Annotated in this window: 24 protein-coding genes; 9 read left to right on the top strand and 15 right to left on the bottom strand. The window is 56.5% G+C overall.

The window, feature by feature from the left end:
- Positions 1-104 precede the first annotated feature (104 nt).
- The 4 genes from dapC to typA all read right to left on the bottom strand — a co-directional run bounded on the left by dapC (position 105) and on the right by typA (position 4,168).
- Positions 105-1,244 (bottom strand): succinyldiaminopimelate transaminase, encoded by a 1,140-nt coding sequence (gene dapC / locus QDX22_RS00120; RefSeq protein ID WP_122548707.1) that lies wholly within the window; start codon positions 1,242-1,244, stop codon positions 105-107.
- 11 nt (positions 1,245-1,255) lie between these two features.
- Positions 1,256-1,573, bottom strand: coding sequence for a ferredoxin (gene fdxA / locus QDX22_RS00115; protein ID WP_110100214.1), 318 nt, complete (start codon positions 1,571-1,573; stop codon positions 1,256-1,258).
- Positions 1,574-1,654: 81 nt separating this feature from the next.
- Complete coding sequence (locus QDX22_RS00110) at positions 1,655-2,236, bottom strand: hypothetical protein (RefSeq protein ID WP_110098544.1); 582 nt, start codon at positions 2,234-2,236, stop codon at positions 1,655-1,657.
- A 30-nt stretch (positions 2,237-2,266) separates the two neighbouring features.
- Positions 2,267-4,168, bottom strand: a complete 1,902-nt coding sequence (typA, locus tag QDX22_RS00105) for a translational GTPase TypA (RefSeq protein WP_279673618.1) — start codon at positions 4,166-4,168, stop codon at positions 2,267-2,269.
- Positions 4,169-4,335: 167 nt separating this feature from the next.
- On the opposite strand from typA, the gene QDX22_RS00100 reads away from it, so the two are divergent.
- The 5 genes from QDX22_RS00100 to QDX22_RS00080 all read left to right on the top strand — a co-directional run bounded on the left by QDX22_RS00100 (position 4,336) and on the right by QDX22_RS00080 (position 10,190).
- Positions 4,336-5,583 carry an MFS transporter gene (locus QDX22_RS00100; RefSeq protein WP_279717897.1) on the top strand — a complete coding sequence of 416 codons (1,248 nt, stop codon included), beginning with the start codon at positions 4,336-4,338 and terminating at the stop codon, positions 5,581-5,583.
- A gap of 161 nt (positions 5,584-5,744) precedes the next feature.
- A complete protein-coding gene (locus QDX22_RS00095) occupies positions 5,745-6,716 on the top strand; it encodes a carbohydrate ABC transporter permease (RefSeq protein WP_279717896.1) in 972 nt (323 codons plus the stop codon).
- A 17-nt stretch (positions 6,717-6,733) separates the two neighbouring features.
- Positions 6,734-7,585 carry a carbohydrate ABC transporter permease gene (locus QDX22_RS00090; RefSeq protein ID WP_110098681.1) on the top strand — a complete coding sequence of 284 codons (852 nt, stop codon included), beginning with the start codon at positions 6,734-6,736 and terminating at the stop codon, positions 7,583-7,585.
- 37 nt (positions 7,586-7,622) lie between these two features.
- The gene (locus QDX22_RS00085; protein WP_110098540.1) at positions 7,623-8,945 is read left to right on the top strand and encodes an ABC transporter substrate-binding protein; all 1,323 of its coding nucleotides are present in this window, start codon (positions 7,623-7,625) and stop codon (positions 8,943-8,945) included.
- A gap of 102 nt (positions 8,946-9,047) precedes the next feature.
- Positions 9,048-10,190, top strand: coding sequence for an ABC transporter ATP-binding protein (locus QDX22_RS00080; protein WP_110098539.1), 1,143 nt, complete (start codon positions 9,048-9,050; stop codon positions 10,188-10,190).
- Between the two features lie 30 nt (positions 10,191-10,220).
- Here QDX22_RS00080 and QDX22_RS00075 read toward each other — a convergent pair whose 3' ends face one another.
- A complete protein-coding gene (locus QDX22_RS00075) occupies positions 10,221-11,381 on the bottom strand; it encodes a S1C family serine protease (protein ID WP_279723927.1) in 1,161 nt (386 codons plus the stop codon).
- 201 nt (positions 11,382-11,582) lie between these two features.
- Entirely contained in the window at positions 11,583-12,080 is a 498-nt protein-coding gene (gene tpx, locus QDX22_RS00070) for a thiol peroxidase (RefSeq protein ID WP_110100209.1), read from the bottom strand.
- Between the two features lie 23 nt (positions 12,081-12,103).
- On the opposite strand from tpx, the gene QDX22_RS00065 reads away from it, so the two are divergent.
- Positions 12,104-13,006: a patatin-like phospholipase family protein gene (locus QDX22_RS00065; protein WP_279717894.1), complete on the top strand. Its 903-nt coding sequence runs from the start codon at positions 12,104-12,106 to the stop codon at positions 13,004-13,006.
- A gap of 16 nt (positions 13,007-13,022) precedes the next feature.
- Here QDX22_RS00065 and QDX22_RS00060 read toward each other — a convergent pair whose 3' ends face one another.
- Complete coding sequence (locus QDX22_RS00060) at positions 13,023-13,559, bottom strand: PACE efflux transporter (RefSeq protein ID WP_279717893.1); 537 nt, start codon at positions 13,557-13,559, stop codon at positions 13,023-13,025.
- A gap of 63 nt (positions 13,560-13,622) precedes the next feature.
- Positions 13,623-14,417, bottom strand: coding sequence for an alpha/beta fold hydrolase (locus QDX22_RS00055; protein ID WP_279717892.1), 795 nt, complete (start codon positions 14,415-14,417; stop codon positions 13,623-13,625).
- A gap of 243 nt (positions 14,418-14,660) precedes the next feature.
- Between QDX22_RS00055 and QDX22_RS00050 the strand changes: the two genes are divergently transcribed.
- Positions 14,661-15,425, top strand: coding sequence for an SDR family NAD(P)-dependent oxidoreductase (locus QDX22_RS00050; protein WP_279717891.1), 765 nt, complete (start codon positions 14,661-14,663; stop codon positions 15,423-15,425).
- Between the two features lie 929 nt (positions 15,426-16,354).
- A complete protein-coding gene (locus QDX22_RS00045; RefSeq protein WP_110100206.1) occupies positions 16,355-16,549 on the top strand; it encodes a hypothetical protein in 195 nt (64 codons plus the stop codon).
- On the opposite strand, the gene QDX22_RS00040 is transcribed toward QDX22_RS00045, so the two are convergent.
- On the bottom strand, positions 16,546-17,145 hold the full coding sequence (locus QDX22_RS00040) for an HhH-GPD-type base excision DNA repair protein (protein ID WP_110098531.1): 600 nt from the start codon (positions 17,143-17,145) through the stop codon (positions 16,546-16,548). The two genes, QDX22_RS00045 and QDX22_RS00040, sit on opposite strands and share 4 nt — an antisense overlap.
- Before the next feature lie 218 nt (positions 17,146-17,363).
- Between QDX22_RS00040 and QDX22_RS00035 the strand changes: the two genes are divergently transcribed.
- Positions 17,364-18,338 carry an aldo/keto reductase gene (locus QDX22_RS00035; RefSeq protein WP_279717890.1) on the top strand — a complete coding sequence of 325 codons (975 nt, stop codon included), beginning with the start codon at positions 17,364-17,366 and terminating at the stop codon, positions 18,336-18,338.
- A gap of 49 nt (positions 18,339-18,387) precedes the next feature.
- Here QDX22_RS00035 and QDX22_RS00030 read toward each other — a convergent pair whose 3' ends face one another.
- From QDX22_RS00030 to QDX22_RS00005, 6 genes are all read right to left on the bottom strand, one after another.
- Positions 18,388-19,524 carry an ABC transporter permease gene (locus QDX22_RS00030; protein WP_279674877.1) on the bottom strand — a complete coding sequence of 379 codons (1,137 nt, stop codon included), beginning with the start codon at positions 19,522-19,524 and terminating at the stop codon, positions 18,388-18,390.
- A 3-nt stretch (positions 19,525-19,527) separates the two neighbouring features.
- Positions 19,528-20,184 (bottom strand): ABC transporter ATP-binding protein, encoded by a 657-nt coding sequence (locus tag QDX22_RS00025; protein ID WP_110098528.1) that lies wholly within the window; start codon positions 20,182-20,184, stop codon positions 19,528-19,530.
- On the bottom strand, positions 20,181-21,233 hold the full coding sequence (locus QDX22_RS00020) for a peptidoglycan-binding domain-containing protein (RefSeq protein ID WP_279717889.1): 1,053 nt from the start codon (positions 21,231-21,233) through the stop codon (positions 20,181-20,183). The genes QDX22_RS00025 and QDX22_RS00020 overlap by 4 nt, the downstream gene beginning before the upstream one ends.
- A gap of 74 nt (positions 21,234-21,307) precedes the next feature.
- Positions 21,308-21,694: a hypothetical protein gene (locus QDX22_RS00015; protein ID WP_110098526.1), complete on the bottom strand. Its 387-nt coding sequence runs from the start codon at positions 21,692-21,694 to the stop codon at positions 21,308-21,310.
- Positions 21,695-22,036: 342 nt separating this feature from the next.
- Entirely contained in the window at positions 22,037-22,414 is a 378-nt protein-coding gene (locus QDX22_RS00010) for a hypothetical protein (protein ID WP_279723926.1), read from the bottom strand.
- Positions 22,415-22,452: 38 nt separating this feature from the next.
- The gene (locus tag QDX22_RS00005) at positions 22,453-22,923 is read right to left on the bottom strand and encodes a hypothetical protein (RefSeq protein ID WP_279717887.1); all 471 of its coding nucleotides are present in this window, start codon (positions 22,921-22,923) and stop codon (positions 22,453-22,455) included.
- Between the last annotated feature and the right edge of the window lie 20 nt (positions 22,924-22,943).

Raw genomic sequence — 22,943 nt, 5'->3', positions numbered from 1 at the left:
GGGCACGACACATTCAACATGTATAACTTACCAACAATGGGTAGAAAATAACGATTCTTACTCCGTCATCTAGGTCATCTTGACCGAGTTCGACAGCCGGAGTCCTAAAGGCCCACGCTGATACGGTGAGCTGAGACCGCCACCACGTCGTCCGGGGCGGTGATCGACAACCGCACGTACCCATTGCCAGCCTCAGAATAAAAGACTCCTGGCCCGGTGACGATACCGGCATCAGCGAAGCGTCGCACTAAGTCCCAAGAATCTTGCGAGGTCGCCGAATCCGCGGTTCGTCCCGGTTGGCACACCCAGAGGTACAGCCCGGCTTCGGAGCCGTGAACCTCCAACCCAGCCTGGCGCAGAGCCGACATCAGCTGACCGCGACGGGTTCGATAGCGGGCCTTTTGCACCGCCACGTGTTCGTCGTCGTTCAAGGCCGCCACCATGGCGGCTTGCAGTGGGCCGGGCACGACCATTCCGGCATGCTTGCGAATATTGATCAGCTCAGCGATCAGCGTGGGGTCCCCGGCAATGAAGGCTGCTCGGTAGCCGGCCATGTTGGACTGCTTTGATAAGGAATACACGCTCAAAACCCCACGGAGATCACCTTGTGTCACAACGGGGTCGAGAATGGAGGGAACGCGATGATCTTCCCAGTGGTCCCAGCCCAGTTCGGCGTAGCACTCATCGTTGGCGATCACTGCGCCGAGCTGGCGGGCGTGGTCTACGGTGCGGGACAGCTGGTCGCGGTCCAGAACGTCCCCGGTGGGGTTGGCTGGAGAATTTAGCCAGACCAGTTTCACCCGCGCTGCGGTCTCAGCGTCCACCGTTGCGAGGTCGTCGGTGGGGATGGAGACTGCTCCAGCCAGTCGTGCACCGATGTCATAAGTCGGATAGGAGATCCGAGGGCGGACCACGACATCACCGGGCCCTAGTCCTAACATCAAGGGTAGCCAGGCCACTAGTTCCTTGGACCCAACGGTCGCCGCGGTGTGTTCGGGACCAAGCTCTGGAACGTTGCGGCGTCGGGCGTACCACTCAGCAATAGCTCGACGCAGGTGGTCGTCTCCGCCAGCAACGGGGTATCCAGGCCAGTTACTGGCCTGCACCAGCGCCTGCTGGATAAAGTCCGGGACTGGATCGACTGGGGAGCCGATCGACAGATCGCAGACGCCGTCAGGATGTTGTTCTGCCCGCTGCCGATAGGGCGTGAGTTCTTCCCAAGGATAAACCGGAAGTTTGACCATCTGTGGCTTCTTTAGGCTTGGGGCGGAAGTGCCGCGATAAGGGGGTGATCTTTCGGGATGACTCCCATTTTGGCAGCACCTCCGGGCGAGCCGAGATCGTCAAAGAATTCTACGTTGGCGTCGTAATAGTCTTCCCATTCTTCGGGAAGATCATCTTCGTAGTAGATGGCCTCGACCGGGCATACTGGCTCACACGCCCCACAGTCCACACACTCGTCTGGGTGAATGTAGAGGCTCCGTTCACCTTCGTAAATGCAGTCGACGGGGCACTCATCGATGCAGGCACGGTCCTTCACATCGACGCATGGCAACGCGATGACGTAAGTCATGAATCATCCTTCGGGAACCTGAGCGGAGCGAAGATCAGCGACAACGTGTCCTCGCTCGAAGGGGTGTGTCGACAACCCAGTCTAATGCTGTTGTGGCCGATGAGCCCCGTGTGAAGCCGAGGTGTCAGGGCTGGTACTGGAGCATGGCTCGGACTCATGCTGGGCTGTTGACTGCTGTGTTTTTGCGCCACGTGGGGAGAACAATTGCACCCGCAGGATCACCATGGTCACCACGCCAACAACCGGAATACCAAGCAACCACGCGGCTTCAGCAATCACTTCCACCGGCATCATCTGCCAGGCTAAGGCCGAAACCGGCACCGAGAACACATCTGCCCCGGGCCAAAAGGCCATCAGGCAGGCCATCCCGTAGCTGGCCAGGATAGTCACTGCCGATACCCAAAGCCGATCAGTAAGACTCGTCAGCCAGAAAGCAGCCAGCACCACCAATCCCAAGGCCAGCACCACGCCCCACGGCAGGGCAACGGACCCGATCCAGACCACGTTGAAGTGCACGACATTGCCGAAGAACCCTACAAGCGCTCCGAGACAGACCGCACCCACAGCGGTCACGATGGGCTGGCGGAGACTGGGACGATCTCGATCGGTTTCGCCTGCGACCGGCGGTGCCGGTGGGTTCTCTTCGGGTGGAAAAACGGTCATGAACTGAATGCGTCCTGGGTGTGGTGTGGTTTAGTCTTTGGCCCGCTGGCGAGCGCGGAAGAGCTTGATGCGCTCATGGGCATCCAGCACGACCTTCCGAATACGAATGTCTTCGGGCGTAACCTCCACGCATTCATCTTCACGCGCGAATTCCAGGGACTCTTCCAAGGTTAAGGTGGCCGGCGGTGTCAGCCCTTCAAAGGATTCCGCCGAGGCAGCACGCATATTGGTCTGTTTCTTTTCCTTAGTGATATTGACATCCATGTCTTCATTGCGGGAGTTTTCTCCGACGATCATGCCTTCGTAGACGTCCGCACCGGGCTGGACGAAGAAGGTGCCTCGTTCTTGTAGATTGATCATGGCGAACGGGGTGGCCACCCCACTACGGTCGGCAACCATCGACCCCGAGGAGCGGTAGCTAATGTCTCCGGCCCAGGGCGCATAACCGTCGGAATACGAGGAGGCGATACCGGCACCATGGGTGTCAGTCAGGAACCGAGTGCGGAATCCGATCAGACCGCGGGCGGGGACGGTAAATTCCATGCGCATCCAGCCGGTGCCGTTATTCGTCATCTCCTGCATAATGCCCTTGCGCGAGGCCATCAGCTGGGTTACCGCGCCCATGAACTCTTCGGGGATATCGATCGTCATCCGTTCAATCGGCTCGTGCATCGTGCCGTCAATGGTCTTGGTCACCACCTTGGGCTTACCCACCGTGAGCTCAAAGCCTTCACGACGCATCTGCTCTACGAGGACGGCCAGTGCCAGTTCCCCACGGCCCTGCACTTCCCAGGTGTCGGGACGGTCGGTGGGGAGCACGCGTAGGGAGACGTTACCGATCAGCTCGCGGTCTAGACGGTCCTTAATCTGTCGGGCCGTGACCTTCGCGCCTTTGACCCGTCCGGCCAACGGGGAGGTGTTGATACCGATGGTCATCGAAATCGCCGGCTCATCGATGGTGATCTGTGGTAGCGGCTTGGGGTGCTCCAGATCAGTGAGCGTATCACCAATCATAATGTCCTCAATACCAGCCACGGCCACGATCTCACCGGGTCCGGCTTCCTCGGCAGCGACACGTTGCAATCCCTTGGTAGCCAATAGTTCGGTGATCTTCACGGTTTGTGAACCACCCTGGTATGCCCAGGTGACCTGTTGGTTTTTGCGCAGGGTGCCATTGAAGACGCGCAACAGCGCCAACCGGCCCAAGAAGGGCGAGGAGTCGAGGTTGGTCACGTGCGCCTGCAGGACTTCGTCCTCGTGGTAGGTCGGGGCCGGGATGCGCTTCATGATGGTGTCGAACAGCGGCTCAAGGTCTTCGCTATTCGGCAAGTCGCCGTCGGCTGGCTGATTCAGCGAGGCGCGACCGGCTTTACCCGAGGCGTAGACCACCGGCACGTCCAAGACCGCATCCAAGTCGATTTCACGCTCTTCGGCAATATCGGAGGCCAGCCCCAACAGCAGGTCCATCGATTCGGAAACCACACCGTCGATACGCGCATCGCCACGGTCAGTCTTATTGACCACCAGGATCACCGGCAGGTTGGCTTCCAGCGCTTTGCGCAGGACGAAACGGGTCTGCGGTAGCGGGCCTTCCGAGGCGTCCACGAGCAATACCACACCATCGACCATCGACAGCCCACGTTCTACTTCGCCACCGAAATCGGCGTGGCCGGGAGTATCAATGACGTTAATGGTCACGGTCTCAGCGGTCGCTGAGGGGCCTGAGTAGAACACAGTGGTGTTCTTGGCCAGAATCGTAATGCCTTTTTCGCGCTCCAGCTCCCCGGAATCCATCACGCGATCTTCGGTTTCTCCGTGTTCATCAAACGCCCCGGTCTGGCGCAACATGGCGTCAACCAGAGTGGTTTTACCGTGGTCAACGTGGGCAACGATGGCAACATTTCGGAGGTCTTCGCGGTGAGCTAGGGTCATCAGCGGGTTATTCCTTCACAGTGGAAAGTCAGTAAAATTTGGCCACAACAGCCGTGCAAATTTTATCAGGTCTGCCCCGAAAGCCGGTTCGCCCTGTCCATGATACGGGAGAGCACCGAGACTACCAGTGCTGGTGCCACAACGCCTCGCTACAGGGGGAATCCGCTATGACGACACCTTCCACGACCTCGAGCTCCCCCGGTACTTTTGACCACGGTGCGGGCAAGATCGTGCCCTTGAGCCTGGGGGCAATGATGGGGTTCATGATTCTCCTCGCGCTGAATCTTCGAACCTCCGCTACCGCCGTGGGACCGGTTCTCAACGATATTGCCGAGTCGGTGGAGCTCAGCGCGGTGGGCGCCGGCGTGTTAACCTCGCTACCGGGACTGTGCTTCGGTGCACTGGGTTTCGTTGCCGTCCGGTTAGCCCAACAATTCGGGCTCACCGGAGGTTTGACCATGGGGTGTGGACTGATCTGGATCGGCGGCCTGGCCCGAGCGCTTACCGGGAACGCCTGGTTGTTCCTCTTCTGTACCGTCGTGGCCTTGTCCGGGATTGCAATCGGCAATGTGCTGGCGCCAGCCTGGATCAAAACCCACGCCGGCACCGCCACGGTGGGCTTAATGGGCACCTACTCTGCCGTGGTCACTGCCTCGGGAGCACTCGGCTCACTGACGGCAGTCCCCTTAGCACAGAGCCTGGGAGCAGCGCTGGAGATCACCGGATGGCGTGCAACCCTGGGATTCTGGGCTGTAGCAGCCATCGTGCCGGGGATCATGGGCATCCTCCTGTGGGTGCGCACGGGGCGGGATCGGCCTCGGGCGGTCACCCCATCCGCTACCTCCGTGAAGATCTACCGCAGCCCCCTGGCGTGGGCCATGACCGGGTTCTTCGCGTTCCAATCCATGAACGCTTATGTGCAATTCGGGTGGCTCCCACAGATCTATCAGGACGCCGGGGTCTCTCCCGCTGTTTCCGGAGCCTTGGTCTCGATCATGTCCGCCGTGCCTATCATTGGCGGGTTCGTCATGCCGTGGATCATTTCCCGGAGCAAGAACATCAGTGGCTGGATCATCGCTCTCGGGCTCAGTACCGCAACAGGATATCTTGGGCTCTTAATCGATCCAGCCGGCGGCGCCTGGATCTGGGCGATATTCTTCGGTTTCGGTGGCTGGGCCTTCCCCACCGCCATCGCGCGACTTTCCGACTTCGTCCAACCCATCGGCTATATGATTGCCGCCACCGGACCGGTGAGCATCGGGGCTCTTTTTTCCGCGACGGGCTCCTGGACAACGCCCTTAATCGTGATGATGGCCACTATCATGGTGCTCCTGATCTGCGGGTTCTTCGTCGCCCGAAAAACAACTATCGAATCTCAATTATCGAGGCTTGATATCGTCACCACAAAATCATAAACAGCGTCGGCACATTCTTCACCTTGATCGATTCACGACCTACCAACACGTATTACATCTACCGTTTACCTCCTGGTGATCCCATAGTTAACTCCGTTCCTCACACTGTGTAGCTGGCGTGCGAATGCGCCAATTACTCACACCGTACGGGGAAGGCAGGAATGTCCACAGTACGCGTCCGGGATCCGGAACAAACAGCGTTATCGCAGGATTCCGACCAAGACGAACTGGCAACAGAACGACGCAAAGCCAGGCGTAAACGACTGTCCAAGAACTGGACCTTCTTTCTCCTCTTCGCTGGCCCAAATATCCTGCTGATCTTGGCTTTTATTTATTATCCGTTGATCAGCAATATGTATTACTCCACCTTGGACTGGCGTTTGGGCTCCAGCACCGCGACGCAGATCGGGCTCGATAACTACGTTCGTTTCTTCACCTCTGATGACGGCCTCGAGGTCTGGCGGGTCACCGCGATCTTCACACTCGGAACAGTGGCCGGGTCCATGATTCTGGGCTTGCTCATCGCCCTGGTGCTCAACAAAAAGATTCCCGGACGCACTGTCGCCCGCACCGCGGTGTTTTCGCCCTATGTTCTTTCTGGCGTGGGTGTCGCCCTGGTCTGGAATTTCATCTTCAACCCAGAGCGCGGCGCACTGAGCCACATTCTCGACTGGTTCGGCCTGGACTCGCCGCAATGGTATTTGGATGAAGACTGGGCACTGTTGATGGTCATCATCGTCTATGTCTGGAAGAACCTGGGTTTCTGCGCCGTGGTGTTTCTCGCCAGTCTGCAATCAATCCCCCAAGACCTTATCGAAGCCGCTACTATCGACCGCGCCGGTCCGATTCGCCGGTTCTTCTCTGTCACGCTGCCGTTGCTCACCCCCACCGTGTTCTTCTTATTGGTCACCAACATCATCTTCTCGATGACGAATGCCTTCGACATCCTGCGGACCATGACACCCACCGGGCACGGAACGAACACGATTATTTTTGAGGTTTATTTGCAGTCCTTCGGCGCCTATCAGCGCGCCGGCTACTCTGCCGCCATCGCGGTGGTCCTGTTCTTCACGCTGTTCTTGATCACCGTGATTCAGATGCGGTTCGTCGAGCGAAAGGTGCACTACCAGTGAACCAAGAAACCGACACGATGAGTTGGCGCAAAGCCTTTGCCCCTCGTCATCTCGCCGACACCCTGCTGACCGGTTACCTGCCGTTGCTTATTGCCTTCTTGATCATTGTGCTCCCGCTGGCCTGGATGGTCTCTTCTAGTTTCAAACCACCCGCGGAGATCATTACCGCCGATCCCACCGTTCTTCCCCAAGACCCGACCCTGGACAACTACAGCACGGTGGCCGATCGCGTCCCGCTATTGACAGTGCTACGCAACAGTGTGATTGTCACCGCGATCGGCGCTGCGATCAAAGTCATTTTGGCGATTACGACCGCATACGCTCTGGTCTTCATCCGGGTCCCGGGTGCAAATCTGATCTTCCTCGGTATGCTGGTCGCCCTGATGGTGCCACCAGAAGTCTCGATGTTACCAAACTATTTGACCATCACGAGCCTCGGTGGCCGGGATACCCTGTGGGGAATTATCTTGCCCGGCTTGGGCACGGCCTTTGGGACGTTCCTGTTACGCCAAAACTTCAAGGCGCTACCGAAGGAACTCTTTGAAGCCGCAGAACTCGACGGTGCCGGGCACCTACGCAAGCTGGTGCAAATCGCCGTGCCTGTCTCCCTACCTGCCATTGCGACAGTCACACTGGTCACCGTGGTCAACGAATGGAACAACTTCCTGTGGCCGCTGATCATCGTTGACACCCCCGAGAAAATGACCCTGCCGGTGGGGCTCAACCTGTTGCAGTCAATCGAAAACTCCCCCGGATCCTACGGCATCCTGATGGCCGGAGCTGTGCTGGTTATCGTTCCGATGCTACTGATCTTCGCCGCGCTCCAACGCTATATCGTTGCCGGGCTGACCCAGGGCGCGGTCAAATAGTCATCCTCACCCCTACCCACTAAAGGAGAGAATACCCATGAAGACCCCTCGATCCCCCCGAGTCCTCAGCGGTGTTGCCGCCCTGAGCATCTGCGCCCTGGCGCTGACCGCATGCGGTCCCGACACCTCCGGAGACGGACCGGAAGAACCCAGCGACATCGATTGGTCCAGCATCGAACCAGCCGATGAGATCACCTTTGCGTCCAACCACCCCGGTGCTTCCGTCGACATCGAAGAAAGCATGATTGAGGCTTTCACGGAGGAAACTGGCATTGAGGTCAACTTGATCAATTCCGGCGGTAACTACGAAGAAACCTCGCAGTGGTATCAGACTGGTGGTAGCGATACCGCCGACGTCGTGGTGCTCTCAGACGCCACCTGGTTCCCGAACTACCTCAACGATTCGCTGTTGCCGCTGGATGATGTACTGGAAGCAGCCGAAGTCGATACCGATACCTATGTGGAAGCCCTTTACGAGGACTACAACTACGAGGGTTCCCACTATGGTGTGCCCTACGCTCGCTCCACCCCGCTGTTCTACTACAACGCTGACCATTACGAAGAGGCCGGCATCGAGGAAGTTCCTGAGACCTGGGAGGAAGTCGCCGAGGTTTCCGAGAAGCTGATGGAAGCTGATGTCGCCGATTCCGCTTTCGTCTACCCGCCTCAGCCAGAGTACCCGGCGTGGACCATGGCTAACCTCGTGTGGGGTTATGGTGGCGCTTGGTCAGAGGAATGGGACTTCGAGATCATGTCCTCTGACGCTAACGTTGAGGCTCTCGAATTTGCTCAAGAATCAACCAGTGATTGGGCCTCGGTGGCATCGGGAGACCAGGCCGATGATTTCAGCGCCGGTGTGTCTAGCCAGATGATCCAATCCACTGGTTCCCTGGGTGGTGTCCTGGAGAGCGCTGACTTCGAAGTTGGCGTTGCCTTCCTCCCTTCGGGTCCGGAAGCAGAAGGTGAAACCCCCACCGGTGGTGCCGGCCTGATGATTTCGGCTTCGTCCACCCCGGAAGAGCAACTGGCAGCAGCTAAGTTCTTGGGCTTTGTCACCAACTCGGAGAATACCGCCGAATTTTCGGCCGGAACCGGTTACGTTCCGGTGCGCACCGATGCTGAGATGAGCGACGTCTATGATGAAACTCCCGAATTTGAGACGGCTGTTGACCAGCTTGAGCGCGCTCGCGTTCAGGACTATTCTCGCGTGTTCTTGCCCGGTGGCGACCTGGCTATCAGTGGCGCCTTGCAGGAGATTTTGACCAACGACGACGTCGATGTCCGCGACAGGCTCGAGAGCCTGCAGGAGGAGCTCGAGGGCCTGTACGAAACCGAGATCGCCGACGATATCGAGAACTGATCCGGACCGAGAGTCCGCGTTCTGCTTCACTATCCCACTCACCGGGGTCATCCTGGCCCATTCAGGATGGCCCCGGTATAGCCCTCAAGGAGCCACCTACTTATGGCATCAGTGACTTATGACCACGCCAGCCGGATCTACTCTGCCGGATCCCGTCCGGCCATCAATCAGCTCGACCTGGCCATCGACGATGGTGAATTTCTCGTCTTGGTGGGCCCCTCAGGGTGTGGCAAGTCAACTGCACTCCGGATGCTGGCCGGTTTGGAAGACGTTGACGAGGGGCGCATTCTCATCGGTGGCGAGGACGTCTCGCACCAAGACGCTAAGGCACGCGACATTGCCATGGTGTTTCAGAACTATGCTTTGTATCCTCACATGACCGTGGCCGATAATATGGCCTTCTCCCTGAAAATCAGCGGTGTGTCAAAGTCGCAGAGACGCGCGAAGGTCGAAAAAGCCGCCAGAATTTTGGACCTACTCCCCTATCTCGATCGCAAGCCCAAAGAGCTCTCTGGTGGTCAGCGTCAGCGCGTGGCTATGGGCCGGGCGATCGTGCGTGAGCCCAAAGTGTTCTTGATGGACGAGCCACTGTCGAACTTGGATGCCAAGCTACGCGTACAAACCCGTACTCAGATTGCTGCACTGACCCGTCAGCTGGCAACGACCACCGTATATGTCACCCACGACCAGGTCGAAGCCATGACCATGGGTGACCGTGTCTGCGTACTCAAGGAAGGGGTCCTGCAGCAAGTTGATACCCCACGTAACCTCTACGAGAATCCTGCCAACGTCTTTGTCGCGGGCTTCATCGGTTCCCCTGCGATGAACCTCGTGGCAGCCCGCCACGATGCTCAGTCCATCCAGCTTGGTGGCACCACCGTGCCCGTGGCTGCGGAGACGTTGAACAATGCCACCAGTGATTCCGTGACTGTTGGTTTCCGCCCGGAGGACCTGCATGTAGACCCCACCAACGGGCTGGAGATGATTGTCGAGCTGACCGAGCAGCTGGGCGCTGACGCCCACGTCTACGGTACGTTGGAGGGGATTCGAACCCACCAGCCCGTCGTAGTCCGCGTGCCGGGACGTCGTCCACCACAGCCCGGAGATCGTATTCGGGTCTCCCCAGACCCGGAACACCTGAAGATTTTCGATGCACAGACCGGTTTACGTATCAACGGACCTGTCCCGCCAGAGACTCCTCACGCCGAACTATCGGACGTGGAAGGTCTTGCAGACACCGAGTAACCAGACCGCCACAAAACCAACTACGCTCGATTAGTTGGTCGCCGCTTCTTGTAGCTCCACGATACCCGTCTGGCGTTGCCCTGAGGAGTCCTCCCAGACCACCTCGACCTCGTCGCCGACATTGCGAGACCGAATGACTGTCGAGATGTGATCTGAGCTATTGGCTACTATGCCATCAACCGAAATAAGTCGATCGCCGGCACGGAGACCGGCTTCTTCAGCAACCGATCCGGACAGCACGTCCTCAACCATCACCTGATGATCGGCACCACTGATGATAATGCCCAACGCACCGTCAGCTCCGATCGAAACAGTCTCAGACTCCTCACCAGCCAAGACCTGCTCCACCACAGACAACACCTGGGTAATGGGCACGGCGAAACCCTCGACCTCTTCACTGGTAGTCCCTTCTGAGACGGCCGTGGTCAGCCCAATCACCTGCCCATCTCCGTCCACAGACGGTCCGCCGGAATATCCGGGCACAACGTCCTGAGTCATCTGCATGACCCCGGAGATGCGGGAGGGATCACCGCCCTCACTGAACTCTGACGACGCCAGGATCGTGACATTCAGATCTGAGACCTCCCCCACAACAGAGGTCAAGAACCCCTGCCCACCCCCGTTGCCGACCGAAGCGGTTCGATCACCAATATCTGGGGTCTCAGTGTTAATGGAGGCCACCTGTAAGGCGGGAGCATCCACGATCTGCAACACCGCAACGTCATGCTCAGCATCTCGGCCCAGCACCGTGGCCGTATACGTTTCGCCCGTATCGGCTACAGTTACCGAAACCTGCGACGAGCCTTCCACCACGTGGTAGTTAGTCACCGCCAGCCCCTCTTCGCTGAGTACCAAACCGGTACCGGCCCCAAAGGCCGCCAGGTGAGTAGTCTCCACTAAAAGCACCCCCGGCGCTTCATCGAGACGTTGCCCTGAATCAATCTCAGTACTACCCCATCCCGTAGCACTACCCGGGACCGAAAAATCCACCGGAATCCCCTCATGGGCCAACTCCAGCTCGTCAGCCAGTTCCGTCGCAGTATGACCCTGCTGAGGCCCTGCATCATCCTCTGTCAGTGGCTGATTCCGGTGCTGAGTATTGACGGCGGTGTCGGCGGTCATTCCTTGGAACGTTTGGAACCCCACCAACAAGACCCCATAAGCCAACACCGCAGCCGCGATAAAGCCCAAGACAATGACGGTCCAATAGCCTGCACCGTGTGAAGAGGGCTGCGGTGACCGTGCTGGAGCGATCGACCGAGGCGGAACCTGTGGTAGCTGGGCGGTCGGTGTCGGATCGTACAAATGAGCGGGATCACCGTGAGGTGACCCCGCTTCGTTCCGGCGGTTCTGATCTGAAAAGTGCAGAGTTAGCTCCGTTACACTCACCGATTACTGCAATGCGGCGAGCGCCTGTTCGTAATCGGGCTCATAAGACATTTCCGATACCAATTGTACGTAGCTGACTTTACCTTCTTCATCGAGCACTATGACTGAACGGGCTAGCAGACCAGCCATAGGGGCATCCGCAATGGTGATCCCATAGTCCGTTCCGAAACGAGAACGGAATGCTGAGGCATTGGTAACCTGGTCGATTCCTTCAGCGGCGCAGAAGCGACTGTGCGCAAAGGGCAGGTCCATCGAGACGTTGAGTACCACGGTGCCATCTAAAGAAGTTGCCTCTTGATTGAAGCGACGGACCGAGGCTGCACACACTCCCGTATCCAGCGAGGGGAAGGTCGAGATGAGCAATTTCTTGCCAATAAAATCATCGCGTTTGATATCCGACAGATCGGTTCCGGCCAGCGTGAAATCGGGGGCGAGGTCTCCGATGGCGGGGAGCTCACCGCTGGTCTGAATGGGCTGGCCCTTCATATTGATTGTTGCCATACAATTAGCATATGGTCTGAAGCGTGGGACTAGCTAGCACTGCCCAACACAGCAATATCACCGACACTGCTCTAGTTCTCGAAGGCGGAGGAATGCGTGCCTCCTATACCGCTGGGCTGGTGGTCAGCCTGTTGGAGCAGAACATTCTTTTCGACTTTGTTGCTGGCATTTCGGCGGGCTCCACCCTGGCCGTCAACTACGTCGCACAGGACCCCCTGCGGACCCGTCGGAACTTTGTGGAATTCGCAGGTGATCCTCGGTTGGGTAGCTGGTGGACCTGGTTGCAGGGCCACGGTGTGCTGAATTCCAAATACATCTACGAAGATTCCTGCCGTTCTGAAGGCGTTCTACCCTTTGATTTTCAGGTCTACCGGGACAACCCCGCTCAAATTCAGCTGGGTGGTTTCAAAATGGCTACCGGCGAAACCGTATGGTGGGACAAAGAAGCCACCAGCACGGAGGCTGCGCTCATGCGACGGGTGAGAGCATCCTCGACCATCCCGATCTTAATGCCGAAGGTGAACGTCAATGGCGAGCTGTTCCTCGACGGTGCTTTCGGGATTGACGGTGGGGTGCCACTGTCGACGGCACTGGAGCACGGCTATGAGAAGCTACTCGTGGTTATGACCCGGGAAGAAAGCTACTGGAAAGACAAGCAACGCTTCGAGCCGGTGATTCGATCTTGGTTCCCACGTTATCCGGCTGTCATTGACGCCATGCTGACCCGGCACGAACGCTATAACGAAACCAAAGAAAAGCTCTTCGAATTGCGGGATCAAGGCAAAGCCTATCTGTTCATCCCCGAGGTCATGCCGGTTAGCAGTGGTACCCGAGATTTGCGCCTACTTCGTGAAACATACGAGCGTGGCTACCGACAGGCTCAGCGGGAGCTTCCCGCTATTCAGGAATTCCTCGACCTACGCTAGAGACTTGGTTCCCAGGCTAACGGTAATTTTCCGCTGGTTCGGGAAGTCCAAAGACTCGGTCAAAGAAGTAGGCATAGACCGGATTGTAAATCAGGAAAAATACCAACAGCACCGCTTCGAGAGCCAAGGCCTCCCAGATGGAGACGTTTAAGATCACGGCAACGGCGGGAATCAGGATACTCAGCAACCCTGTCTCGAATAGGACCGTGTGCAACGCGCGGACCCACCAGGGTCGATGCGTGATTCCGCTGAGACGCTCGAGGTTTTCAAAGATCCAGTTGAACACCAGGTTCCACGTCAACGCGACCGTAGAGGACACCACCCCGACCAGAAAACTGGATGAGGACGCGTGACCCAGCAAGAACAAAATCAGGGTCGTGAATCCGACGGCCAATCCCTCGAAAACCACCGCATAGCAGATTCGGCGCAACAGCGGCGAGGCAAAGACACGCCGCTTGACCCACGCCGGTTTGCCTCCGGGGCCGACGGGGACCCGTGGAATGTCTGAGCGTTGCGAGGCGGTCGTATCTTTTCTATCGGTTGGTGTGGTCACGATGTGCGAGGTTATCAAATAGTGTAGGCGGTCGTCTCTGCACGGTATGTTCTCGGGTCGTTGTTAGGCGTCAGTGGGGTACAAGCTATCGAGAAAGGACTTAAGCAGGGCCACGAATTCTTGCGGTTTTTCGGAATGCACCCAGTGGTTGGCGCCACGGACAGTGGACCTTCGCACCTTGGGAAATAGCTCCCGCATCACCACCGCACTGTCGTCGTCGATGTAGTTCGACTGCTCCCCTTTGATCCACAGCACCGGCCCTTCATAGCTTGCGGTGAGCTCTGGGAACCCTGCGATGGCGTCCAGATTCTGATACAGCATCTCCAAGTTGGGTTGCCATTGGTATCCGCGATCGGTTCGTCGCAGGTTTTGCATGAGAAATTGCCGAATCGAGTCTTCCGGGATAGGCTCGGCTAGTTGCTCTTCGACTTCGGAGCGCTCAGACACCGATTGCAAGTCAACCGATCGCAAGGACCCTAACAAATGATCAAAGGTCGAGTAGTTGCCGGTATCGGTAGGAGATATATCTTCAACAATCAGTGCTTTGAGGAGATCAGGGTGCCGGAGCGCAAGAGTCATGGCCACTTTGCCACCCAGAGAGTGACCCAGTAGCACGATCGGTTCCTCGCTACCGAAATCCGCCCGTAGCATCTCGGCGACCTCGTCAGCGATTTCTACGTAGTCGAAGTCGCGGGTCCAATCACTGCGCCCGTGATTGGGCAGGTCAATCAATAAGCTAGTTGCATCATCGGCCAGTGCTTTCGCCGGCGAGGTGAAATTTCGACCGCGTCCCATCAGTCCATGCATAAAGGCGATTCGACGCGGTCCGCCTTCGATTCGATGCGTGGCAATGTGCATATTTCCAACCTAGCGGATTCGATGCAGATGGAAGCGACCGAACGTCTCGCAAGGTCGCAATCGAGCGTGGCATCCGTGCATGTCAACGGCTGGTCCGACAACTGTTGTGACCTACTACGTCGTATTTTTATCCACCGGAAAAACTGTCCGCCAGATCGCGGATGAGACCTGGTGTCACGTGATTAAACGAATATCCTTAAAAGTGTCCTTGCGATCACAAGAACAACTGAAGGGATATAAACCATGGCAGAGAACCTACTCGACTTCACTGGTAAGACCGCCCTGATCACAGGTGGCGCAACCGGGATCGGTCGTGCAACTGCGCGAGTTTTCGGCCAGCAGGGTGCCAATGTCGTAGTGGCCGATGTAGCTTCCGAAGCCGAAGAAACAGTTGACCTGATTATTCAAGATGGTGGCACCGCAACATTTGTCGAAACCGACGTGACAGATTCCGATTCGGTGAAAAACGCAGTGGCAACCGCGGTCAACACCTACGGTGGACTGGACGTAGCTTTCAACAATGCTGGTGTTTCCGCTCCGGACGCTTCCGTCCCGGACATGGATGAAGAAGCCTTTGACAAGGTGAGCGCGGTCAACCTCAAAGGTGTCTTCTTAGCTTTGAAGCACGAGGTCGGGCACATGAAAGACAACGGTGGCGGAGCCATCGTCAACACCGCATCCATTGCCGGATTGATCGGAAATTACAACATGTCTCCCTATGTTGCCAGTAAGCACGGTGTCATTGGACTCACCAAGGCCACGGCCCTCGAATTCGCCGATCAAAACGTTCGCGTCAATGCGGTAGCTCCCGGACTTGTTGCCACTCCCATGACTCAAGAGTGGCTTGACGACCCGGAGACCCGAGACAAGGTTATTGGAGATACCCCCATCGGCCGTGCCGCGGAACCTGAAGAAATTGGTCAAGTAGCGCTCTATCTAGCATCGCCTCTAGCGAGCTTTGTCACTGGCACAGTTCTTCCAGTAGACGGTGGCCAGACGGCGCAGTAATTGTTCATCCCCTGAGCTAAGGTTGGTGCCCGCCGGCTCGGTGGGCACCAACCTTTTGTGTTAAACGTGAGCTTGCCAAGACCAGGCGTAATCCTATCCATATCAAGGGCATCTTGATGCCAGTCAGCGCGCCAGTACAGTCACACGACCTAAAAGATCCAGGAGCCATAGACATCTAGGACTCCAGATGTGTGGTGCCTTATTCCGTATCCGTGTTGCGGTCGGCCATGAGGCGCCAGTCGTCTCGAAGTATTCAGCACATCTCCATCACGAGCGCAACGACATTTCGAAACTTTCCCGCCCCACCGTCTCAGTAGTGTAGCGTTGGCGTCCTTCGAGGACGGAAAAACCATCACGTGCCCTGGCACCCGATGTCATACACCGTCCGAAAGAGTGACAGGATAACTACCCATTACTGGATGCACTGCTCAAATCATCGCCGCACAGTCTGACGCCCTCACCGTCAGCGCTATCTCGTTTCCCTGTTGTAGCGAACAGTTCACTGGCACGCTATTCGGGAACAGCGGTCACACCGCACTATGCCTCGCTCAAGAAACGAGGCCAGCTATGGCCGCATTCATTAACTTGCAATTCTGCGCAAAAGCTGTTTTAATGAATCACTCGTCTCGCTGGAAATCGCACCCAGGTCATGTTCCAGCACGCGACGCGCAAACATCGTGAACCTGACGATGTAGCATTCTCGCGCTCGATATATCACAACAGCGGGCGCACCACCGGTTTTAGACAAAACTCCCTACCGGTTCCATCCTTAGGCTGTGCCACCAGATATCCGTCCCGCTAACGTGCACGGATCTCACCTGCACGCGTGGAAACGACATTCCAGCCCCTGCTGTTGGCGTCCTTGAGACGAATTTGCCTCGCGCAAAACGCTACGACCCACTGAACGTTATTGAACTTTTGAAAGGATTATGATGAACGCAACGACCGCACAGTTAAATCAACTCTTGAGTTTGGCCACAGAACTGCAAGGTCACACCGTTACGAGCCTGGATGCAATTACCTGCCTTGATCTCACTCAGCGAGAGCTGAACGGTAATATGAAGAGCTCCGAGGCGTCGCTACACATCGCCACGTTGCAATCGCGACTGGCATTGGCCGCCTAGTCTGGAGTATCTTGCTTCTTTTTCTTGGCGGTAGCTTTGATAGCTTTCTTGGTTTCGCGGACCGCAGCCAGAGATTGTTCGTCATAAATGTCTGCCACCGAGCGCATTGCCTCCGGGTCTCCATATTCTCCGGAGGCTTCGCGCCATCCGGATCCAGAGAATCCCAACTGTTTGCCTAAGAGTGCCAAGAATATTTTGGCTTTCTGGTCGCCGTAACCAGGGAGTTTCTTCAACCGCTTGAGCACCGTTGCCCCGTCGGGGTCTCCTTGGGTCCAGATGGCGGAGGCGTCACCTTCATATTCGTCGGCGATCACGCGACAGAACTTTTGCACCCGTGTTGCCATGGAACCAGGGAAACGATGGACCGCAGGTGACTGTTGGAAGACTTCCACCAGTTCGTCCGGGTCGTAACTAGCCAGGGCTTCGGCCTCCATGACGCCTGTTCGATCGGCAATTTTCTCTGGGCCAGCAAAAGCCAGTTCCATGGATACTTGCTGGTCGAGCAACATGCCAATCATCAGCGCGAGTGGGTTGGAACTCAGTAAACGATCCGCGGATTCATTCTGGCTCAGGTGCAGTTCAACGGTCTCAGACATAGTCTCATTCTGTCATGGTCTCCCTACTGAATTCATCGGTTGCTGTGGTGGCGAGTTAGCTAAGGCGCTGCTCAGGATACCGCGACAGGTTCACCGGAATGACAAGGCTGGTCCAAAACACCTAGCCAACGTGGACATCGACGTACCAGAATGGTGAGCAATTGAGATTGTTCTTGGGCCGTCGAGCCCCTAACCCACCCCAGAGAAAGCAGGTCCTCATGAGTGAGCAGTTAATGACATACAACCGTTTAGGACGAGCCGGTATTAAGGTCAGTGAGCTGTCTTTCGGTTCCTGGGTGACTTTCGGCTCCACGCTGGATACCGGCTTGGCGAAGGAATGCCTCCAGGTCGCCGCCGAAGCCGGGGTCAATTTCTTTGACAACGCGGAGGTGTACGCCAGTGGTGCCTCGGAAACGATCATGGGCCAGGCCATCTCGGAACTGGGCTGGGCTCGGCACGATTACCTCATTTCGACCAAGCTTTTTTGGGGCATCGAGGACAACATCAACTTGCGGAACACACTGAACCGCAAGTACCTCTTCCACGCAATTGAGGGCTCTTTAGAACGCTTGGGTTTGGACTTCGTCGACTTGGTGTTCTGTCATCGTCCGGATCCCGCTACCACGCTTGAAGAGACGGTCTGGGCCATGAGCGACATGGTGTCTTCCGGCAAAGCTCTCTATTGGGGCACATCTGAATGGTCAGCCGAAGAGATTCGTGGCGCCTTTGAGATCGCCGAGCGACACCACCTGCACAAGCCGTATATGGAACAGCCCCAGTACAACCTGCTGAACCGCGAGCGCGTCGAAACAGAGTACGCGCGGCTCTACGAAGGCTTCGCTCTCGGTCTTACTACGTGGAGCCCCTTGGCTGGAGGCATCCTCACCGGCAAATATAGCCAGGGAGCCCCTTCAGGTAGCCGGGGATCCAGTGCGGAACACAGCCACTTGGTTGCCACCGCCACAGCACCAGACGTTGCAGAGAAAGTAGCACGATTGGGATCTCTTGCGGAGGAACTCCAGGTCACTCCGGCGCAGCTTTCTCTGGCGTGGATCCTCCATAACCCGCGTGTTTCCACCGTGATTACCGGCGCCAGTTCGGTCGCGCAGGTGCAGGAAAACATGAAAGCACTCGAGGCTAAACAATGTCTCGATGCATCTCGTTACCAGCAACTGAACGAGATTTTCTCCTAATCAGCGTTGTGCCGTACGAAGCCACTGATGGTCACCAGGCCGTGGCCCCTTAGGGCACTCTGAGTTCTCGGAGCGGATCACGCCGAGAGGCGATCATCGCAGGAATCAGTGCAGCTAATAAGGATGTGATGATCGCTAAGATGCTCAAGGCCAGGAAAAAGCTCCAGTCCGGTAGTGGATCGCCTAGTAGCCATAGCGCTCCACCGCCTATCAGCGTGCCGAGCAAGGAACCGATCACCGACAGTTCGGTGAATTGACATAAGACGAGAGTCAGAATCGTCCACCGGGATGCTCCCAATGCGCGACGACGGCCGAAGTCCTTGCGACGCAACATCATTAGCCCCGATAGAATTACGGCCGTCAATAAGCCGGTTAATCCGAGAATGGCCAGAACTAAGAATCGTCCAAATTGTCCCAATTGTCCTTGCACAGCAGAACGAAGTTGTGCCATTTGCTGGCTGGTTTCGACCCTGATGAATTGTGGGTCGGTTACTTCCAAGACCGCAGGGATAGCGTCATTGAGTGCCCCAATATACCCCGGATCTTCAGCAACGACCGTCATCATGGATACGGCTTGGTGACGGCCTTCGTGGTCCTCTGCCGGTGCCGGTACGAGCACGCTCGAACCCAAGTGGCCAAGGTTCTCTGGTGGTATAAAACTTCCCATGAGGGAATAAACCCGTCCATCGGTCAGCTGTGCTCCCCCGATGGCTGCCTCGAGTCGCATTTGTTGCACCGCGTCCCGGGCGGCATAGCCCTCGAGCTGGCCATCAGAGCGTTGGTGATATTCGGGAATGCCGGGGATGCTCATGCCCCAGAACTGTCGAACCGCGACAGGACCCCCGCTCGGTGACAATGTGCTATATCCGTCTTGGACCGGGCCGAAAGCTGCGAACCACTCAACGCCTTCAACGCGTTGAATATTTTCCAACGACTTCGTCGTCAATCCCGCATCCGGTTCTGCGTAAATTGTCAAAGATTTGGTTCCGACATCATCGAGGGTAGACACCACAGACTTTTCTGCCCCGACGGTCCGGCCGGTGGTCAGCAGGACCGCAATCATCATTCCACAAACCATCAAGATTGTGACGATGGTGATCACCGGTTGGCTACGGTTCATCGCATCAGCTTCGCGGATGAGGGTCAGGATGCCCGGACCCGTCCGCTTACTTGTGAAAGATGTCACCGGTCAGTCTCCTTCTGAGAAGCTGAGATGTTGGTTGCACGCAGCTGCCAGCGCATGGTCATGGGTCACTATCACCACGGTCGCTCCCGAATCTGCCTGCTGTTGCAACGCCGAGAACACGACCTCCGCAGAGCTGGGATCAAGATTTCCCGTCGGTTCATCAGCTAAAACAATTTGGGGATCTCCCAGCAGGGCTCGGCACAGGGCAATGCGTTGAGCTTGTCCACCTGAAACTTGCCCAGGCTTATGATCTGCACGCAATTCAACACCAAACCGATCTAGTAATGTCATTGCCGCTTCACGATATCGACTTGGCCGTTGGCCGCGATAAACCGCCGCCTCAGTGACATTGGCCATAATTGTTCGCGAGTGGTCCAACGCTGCATCCTGAAACACGAAGCCATAGCAGTGCGCTCGAAGTCTCGCCCGGGACGCATCGGAGAGGTTATCTACCCGTTGATGAGCTAACTGAATGCTGCCAGCAGATGGTGTCAGCATCAGCCCTAATAAATAGAGGAGCGTGGATTTTCCACAACCTGATGGACCGGTGATGGCGGTGGTAGCAGCGGGTTCGAACTCGTACGACCAGTCCTCAAATAAGAGCGCAAAATTTTTGTACCCAAAACTCAGTGATTCGGTTGCCAGGCAAACGTCAGTCATCCTTGTTCACCCGGCAAACGCACCCTGATCCCTTCGTCAACCCCGTCGATGACCGACATGCCTCGCGCCGAGGCTTTGACCGTCACAGAGTGCTTGACACCACTCTCGTCCGTCACATACTGCTCACCAGAGGCATCTGTTGAAATGGCAGCGTCAGGAACGGTGACACCTTGTACTGGTTCAACGAGTTCGACGACCGTATCCAATAACGTTTCGCTCTGCGTCGACAGCGTCGCACATTGATCGCCGCACACCGGTTTGTCATCTGCTCCGCCAACGGCTAATTCAATGGTTTCAGCATCAGCTTGGTCATTTCGCTGACCGACAACTCCCTCCCACACCTGGTCCTCGTGACTAATTTTCACGGCAGTTCCTGTGGCGATCATCTCGGCCTGTTCAGATGTGACGCGTAACGCAAACCGAGGCGCAGTCGGCAACGCATTGATGATTTCTTCACCACCGTTCAGAGACGAACCAACGGTGAGACCATCACCCGCGATGCTCATGCGGGCGGGCAAGGTCGGGACGAAGACGATGTCACCTTGACCAACCACTCCGTTATCGTCAACTCCCAGGGCCTTCTGCCACGCCTTAATCCCGTCGACTGTTCCGGAACCGACTTCACCATCTGCTCTGCCGTGGTAGTAGCCCAACGCTCCGAGCATCACCTGGAGTTGCCGAACATCTTCACCTTTGTCTTTTTCTTTGATCTCCCGGTACATCGGCACGTCACCTTGAGCAATGCTCACCGCACGCCCATCCACCGTGTAGGCGCGAGCGCCGTTGCCGGCACTCTGATCCGGACTGATATCAATACTCGTGAGCGTGCCAACGGCTTGATTACGAGCTACAGGTTGAGCGCGCCATACGGCGGCGGTGTTCAGCCTGAGCTCATCGCCAACTTCACCAGAGCTTGTCTCCGTCAGAGTGTAGGCGCGTTCCTGAAGAACTTCTGATGGGGGTTGAAGAACCGTTTTCAGCCCCCATCCAACGCCAACACCTACGGCTAGCACCAGCACCGCGCCCAACGCCAGCTTCAACCAGGTCATGGGTGACCTTCGGGACGTCAGGGACTGAATATTATGGGATCCCACGTCAGAGAACCCTCCTGCTCACGTGTGACTTAGCCTTCAAATTTCGAGAACGGGCAGTCCTCGTAGCGAGAATAGTGCTCTTCACTCGACATATCGGGATTATCGGGATCAGCACGCGGGTCCCAGTCACTGGTACCACTGAGCACGCCTTCTTTAAAGACTTCGAAGCTCGGCGGTTCAGCCACGTTGTGACCGTGTTCCACCATGCACTCTGAGACTGCAACTGCAGTGTCATATTCATCACGCCACTGCTCGTCGCTCATTTCAGATAAAGGCACATTATCGTCACCAAATTGGTCAAAGCAGGCTTCACGATCGCGCTCTACTGCTTCTGCCTGGTCCTCGTGGTACCCATTCGGGAACTCAATGGATCCGTCGCGGACGTCAACCGTGACATCCCATCCACGGTCCTTCATGCAGTTCCCAACTCGCTCAATGTCCGTGATCTCTGCATGGTTATTTTGATTTGCATCAGGCGAAGGGTTTTTTTCGGCCCCATCGGAGCCATCCTCGTTAGTAGTCCCACAGCCGGACAATCCTGCAACCAGCAGGACAGTAGCAGTACCTTGGACACAGCGAGTCAATATTTTTCTAGTATTAAATAGACAGAACATCATAACCTATCCGTTATTTTTTGCAATCTCATGAGAGCTCTGGATTAGTGATCGCAAAAGATCCGGGCAGCTGTAAACCGTCCTCCAGCACCATTACTGACATTGCTAGAGGTGATGATCTTTTGTTTGGTGTAAAAAGTCGTCTTACGATACTTGGCCCCCCCCTTTGAAGGATTTTTCGTATCTCACATCGCCACGAAGTGCCGTGTGAACGATGGTGCGGTTACCGGTAGCCGTGGTCGCCGCCGTGCCACCTGTACAAGATTTTCCGCCAAGGTTCCGGCTTGCTGCCTCAGCCGGATGTATTCCAGAAAACATCAATCCAAAGATCATTAAAAATGTAAACGTCACCACGACAAAAGGTCGCTTAGAGGGGATGTATGACGAGTTCTTCTGCGATACTTTCACTGCGCTCATTGCGCGCTCCTTTGCACCAAGTCTCCCCAGACGAAGAGACATGAAAAGTATCACACACGAAGCTTGTAAGGTCAAGGAGAATTTTTTGTCTTCATTTTCCTGCATATTGTGTTTATTTTCGACATGCAGGTCGGGGCTCAAGTCTAAAACGAAAGCTGAAACACCCCGCGCACGATCGCGCTGATCCCGCCGAGTCCCGCCAGCGTCATGGCCATTCGTCGTGCTAAGAGAGCGGAAACATAGCGGGACAATAAAAGTGCGATCGCCAGCCCGCCCACTATTGCCACCACAAGAAAGACCACTAACACGGCTAACGAGACTCCGGCCTCTGGGGAATCCTCCACCGCCCCCGTCCACAGTTTCATCACCACCGACAGCGCTCCCATGGTCATAAAGATCGGTTGCAGGGTGGCGGCAAATGAGCGCTGGTCCCAACGTGAGATTCGAGCATAAATCACCATGACCGGGGCAGCGACCCCTGAGGTTGAATTAAATAATCCTCCAAGAGTTCCTGTCACGACCGTGGCGGTGCGCCCAGTGAACTCTGGTAGATCTCGCAAGGACACAGTGATCAGCAATGCTAGAACGATAATTGTCCCGAGCAGGATGGACAACCACGCGACGTACCTTATTC

This window comes from Auritidibacter ignavus (genome assembly GCF_029853775.1).
GTDB lineage: Bacteria > Actinomycetota > Actinomycetes > Actinomycetales > Micrococcaceae > Auritidibacter > Auritidibacter ignavus.
Note: the sequence above shows the minus strand (reverse complement) of the source record. Positions and strands in the feature narration are given on the sequence as shown.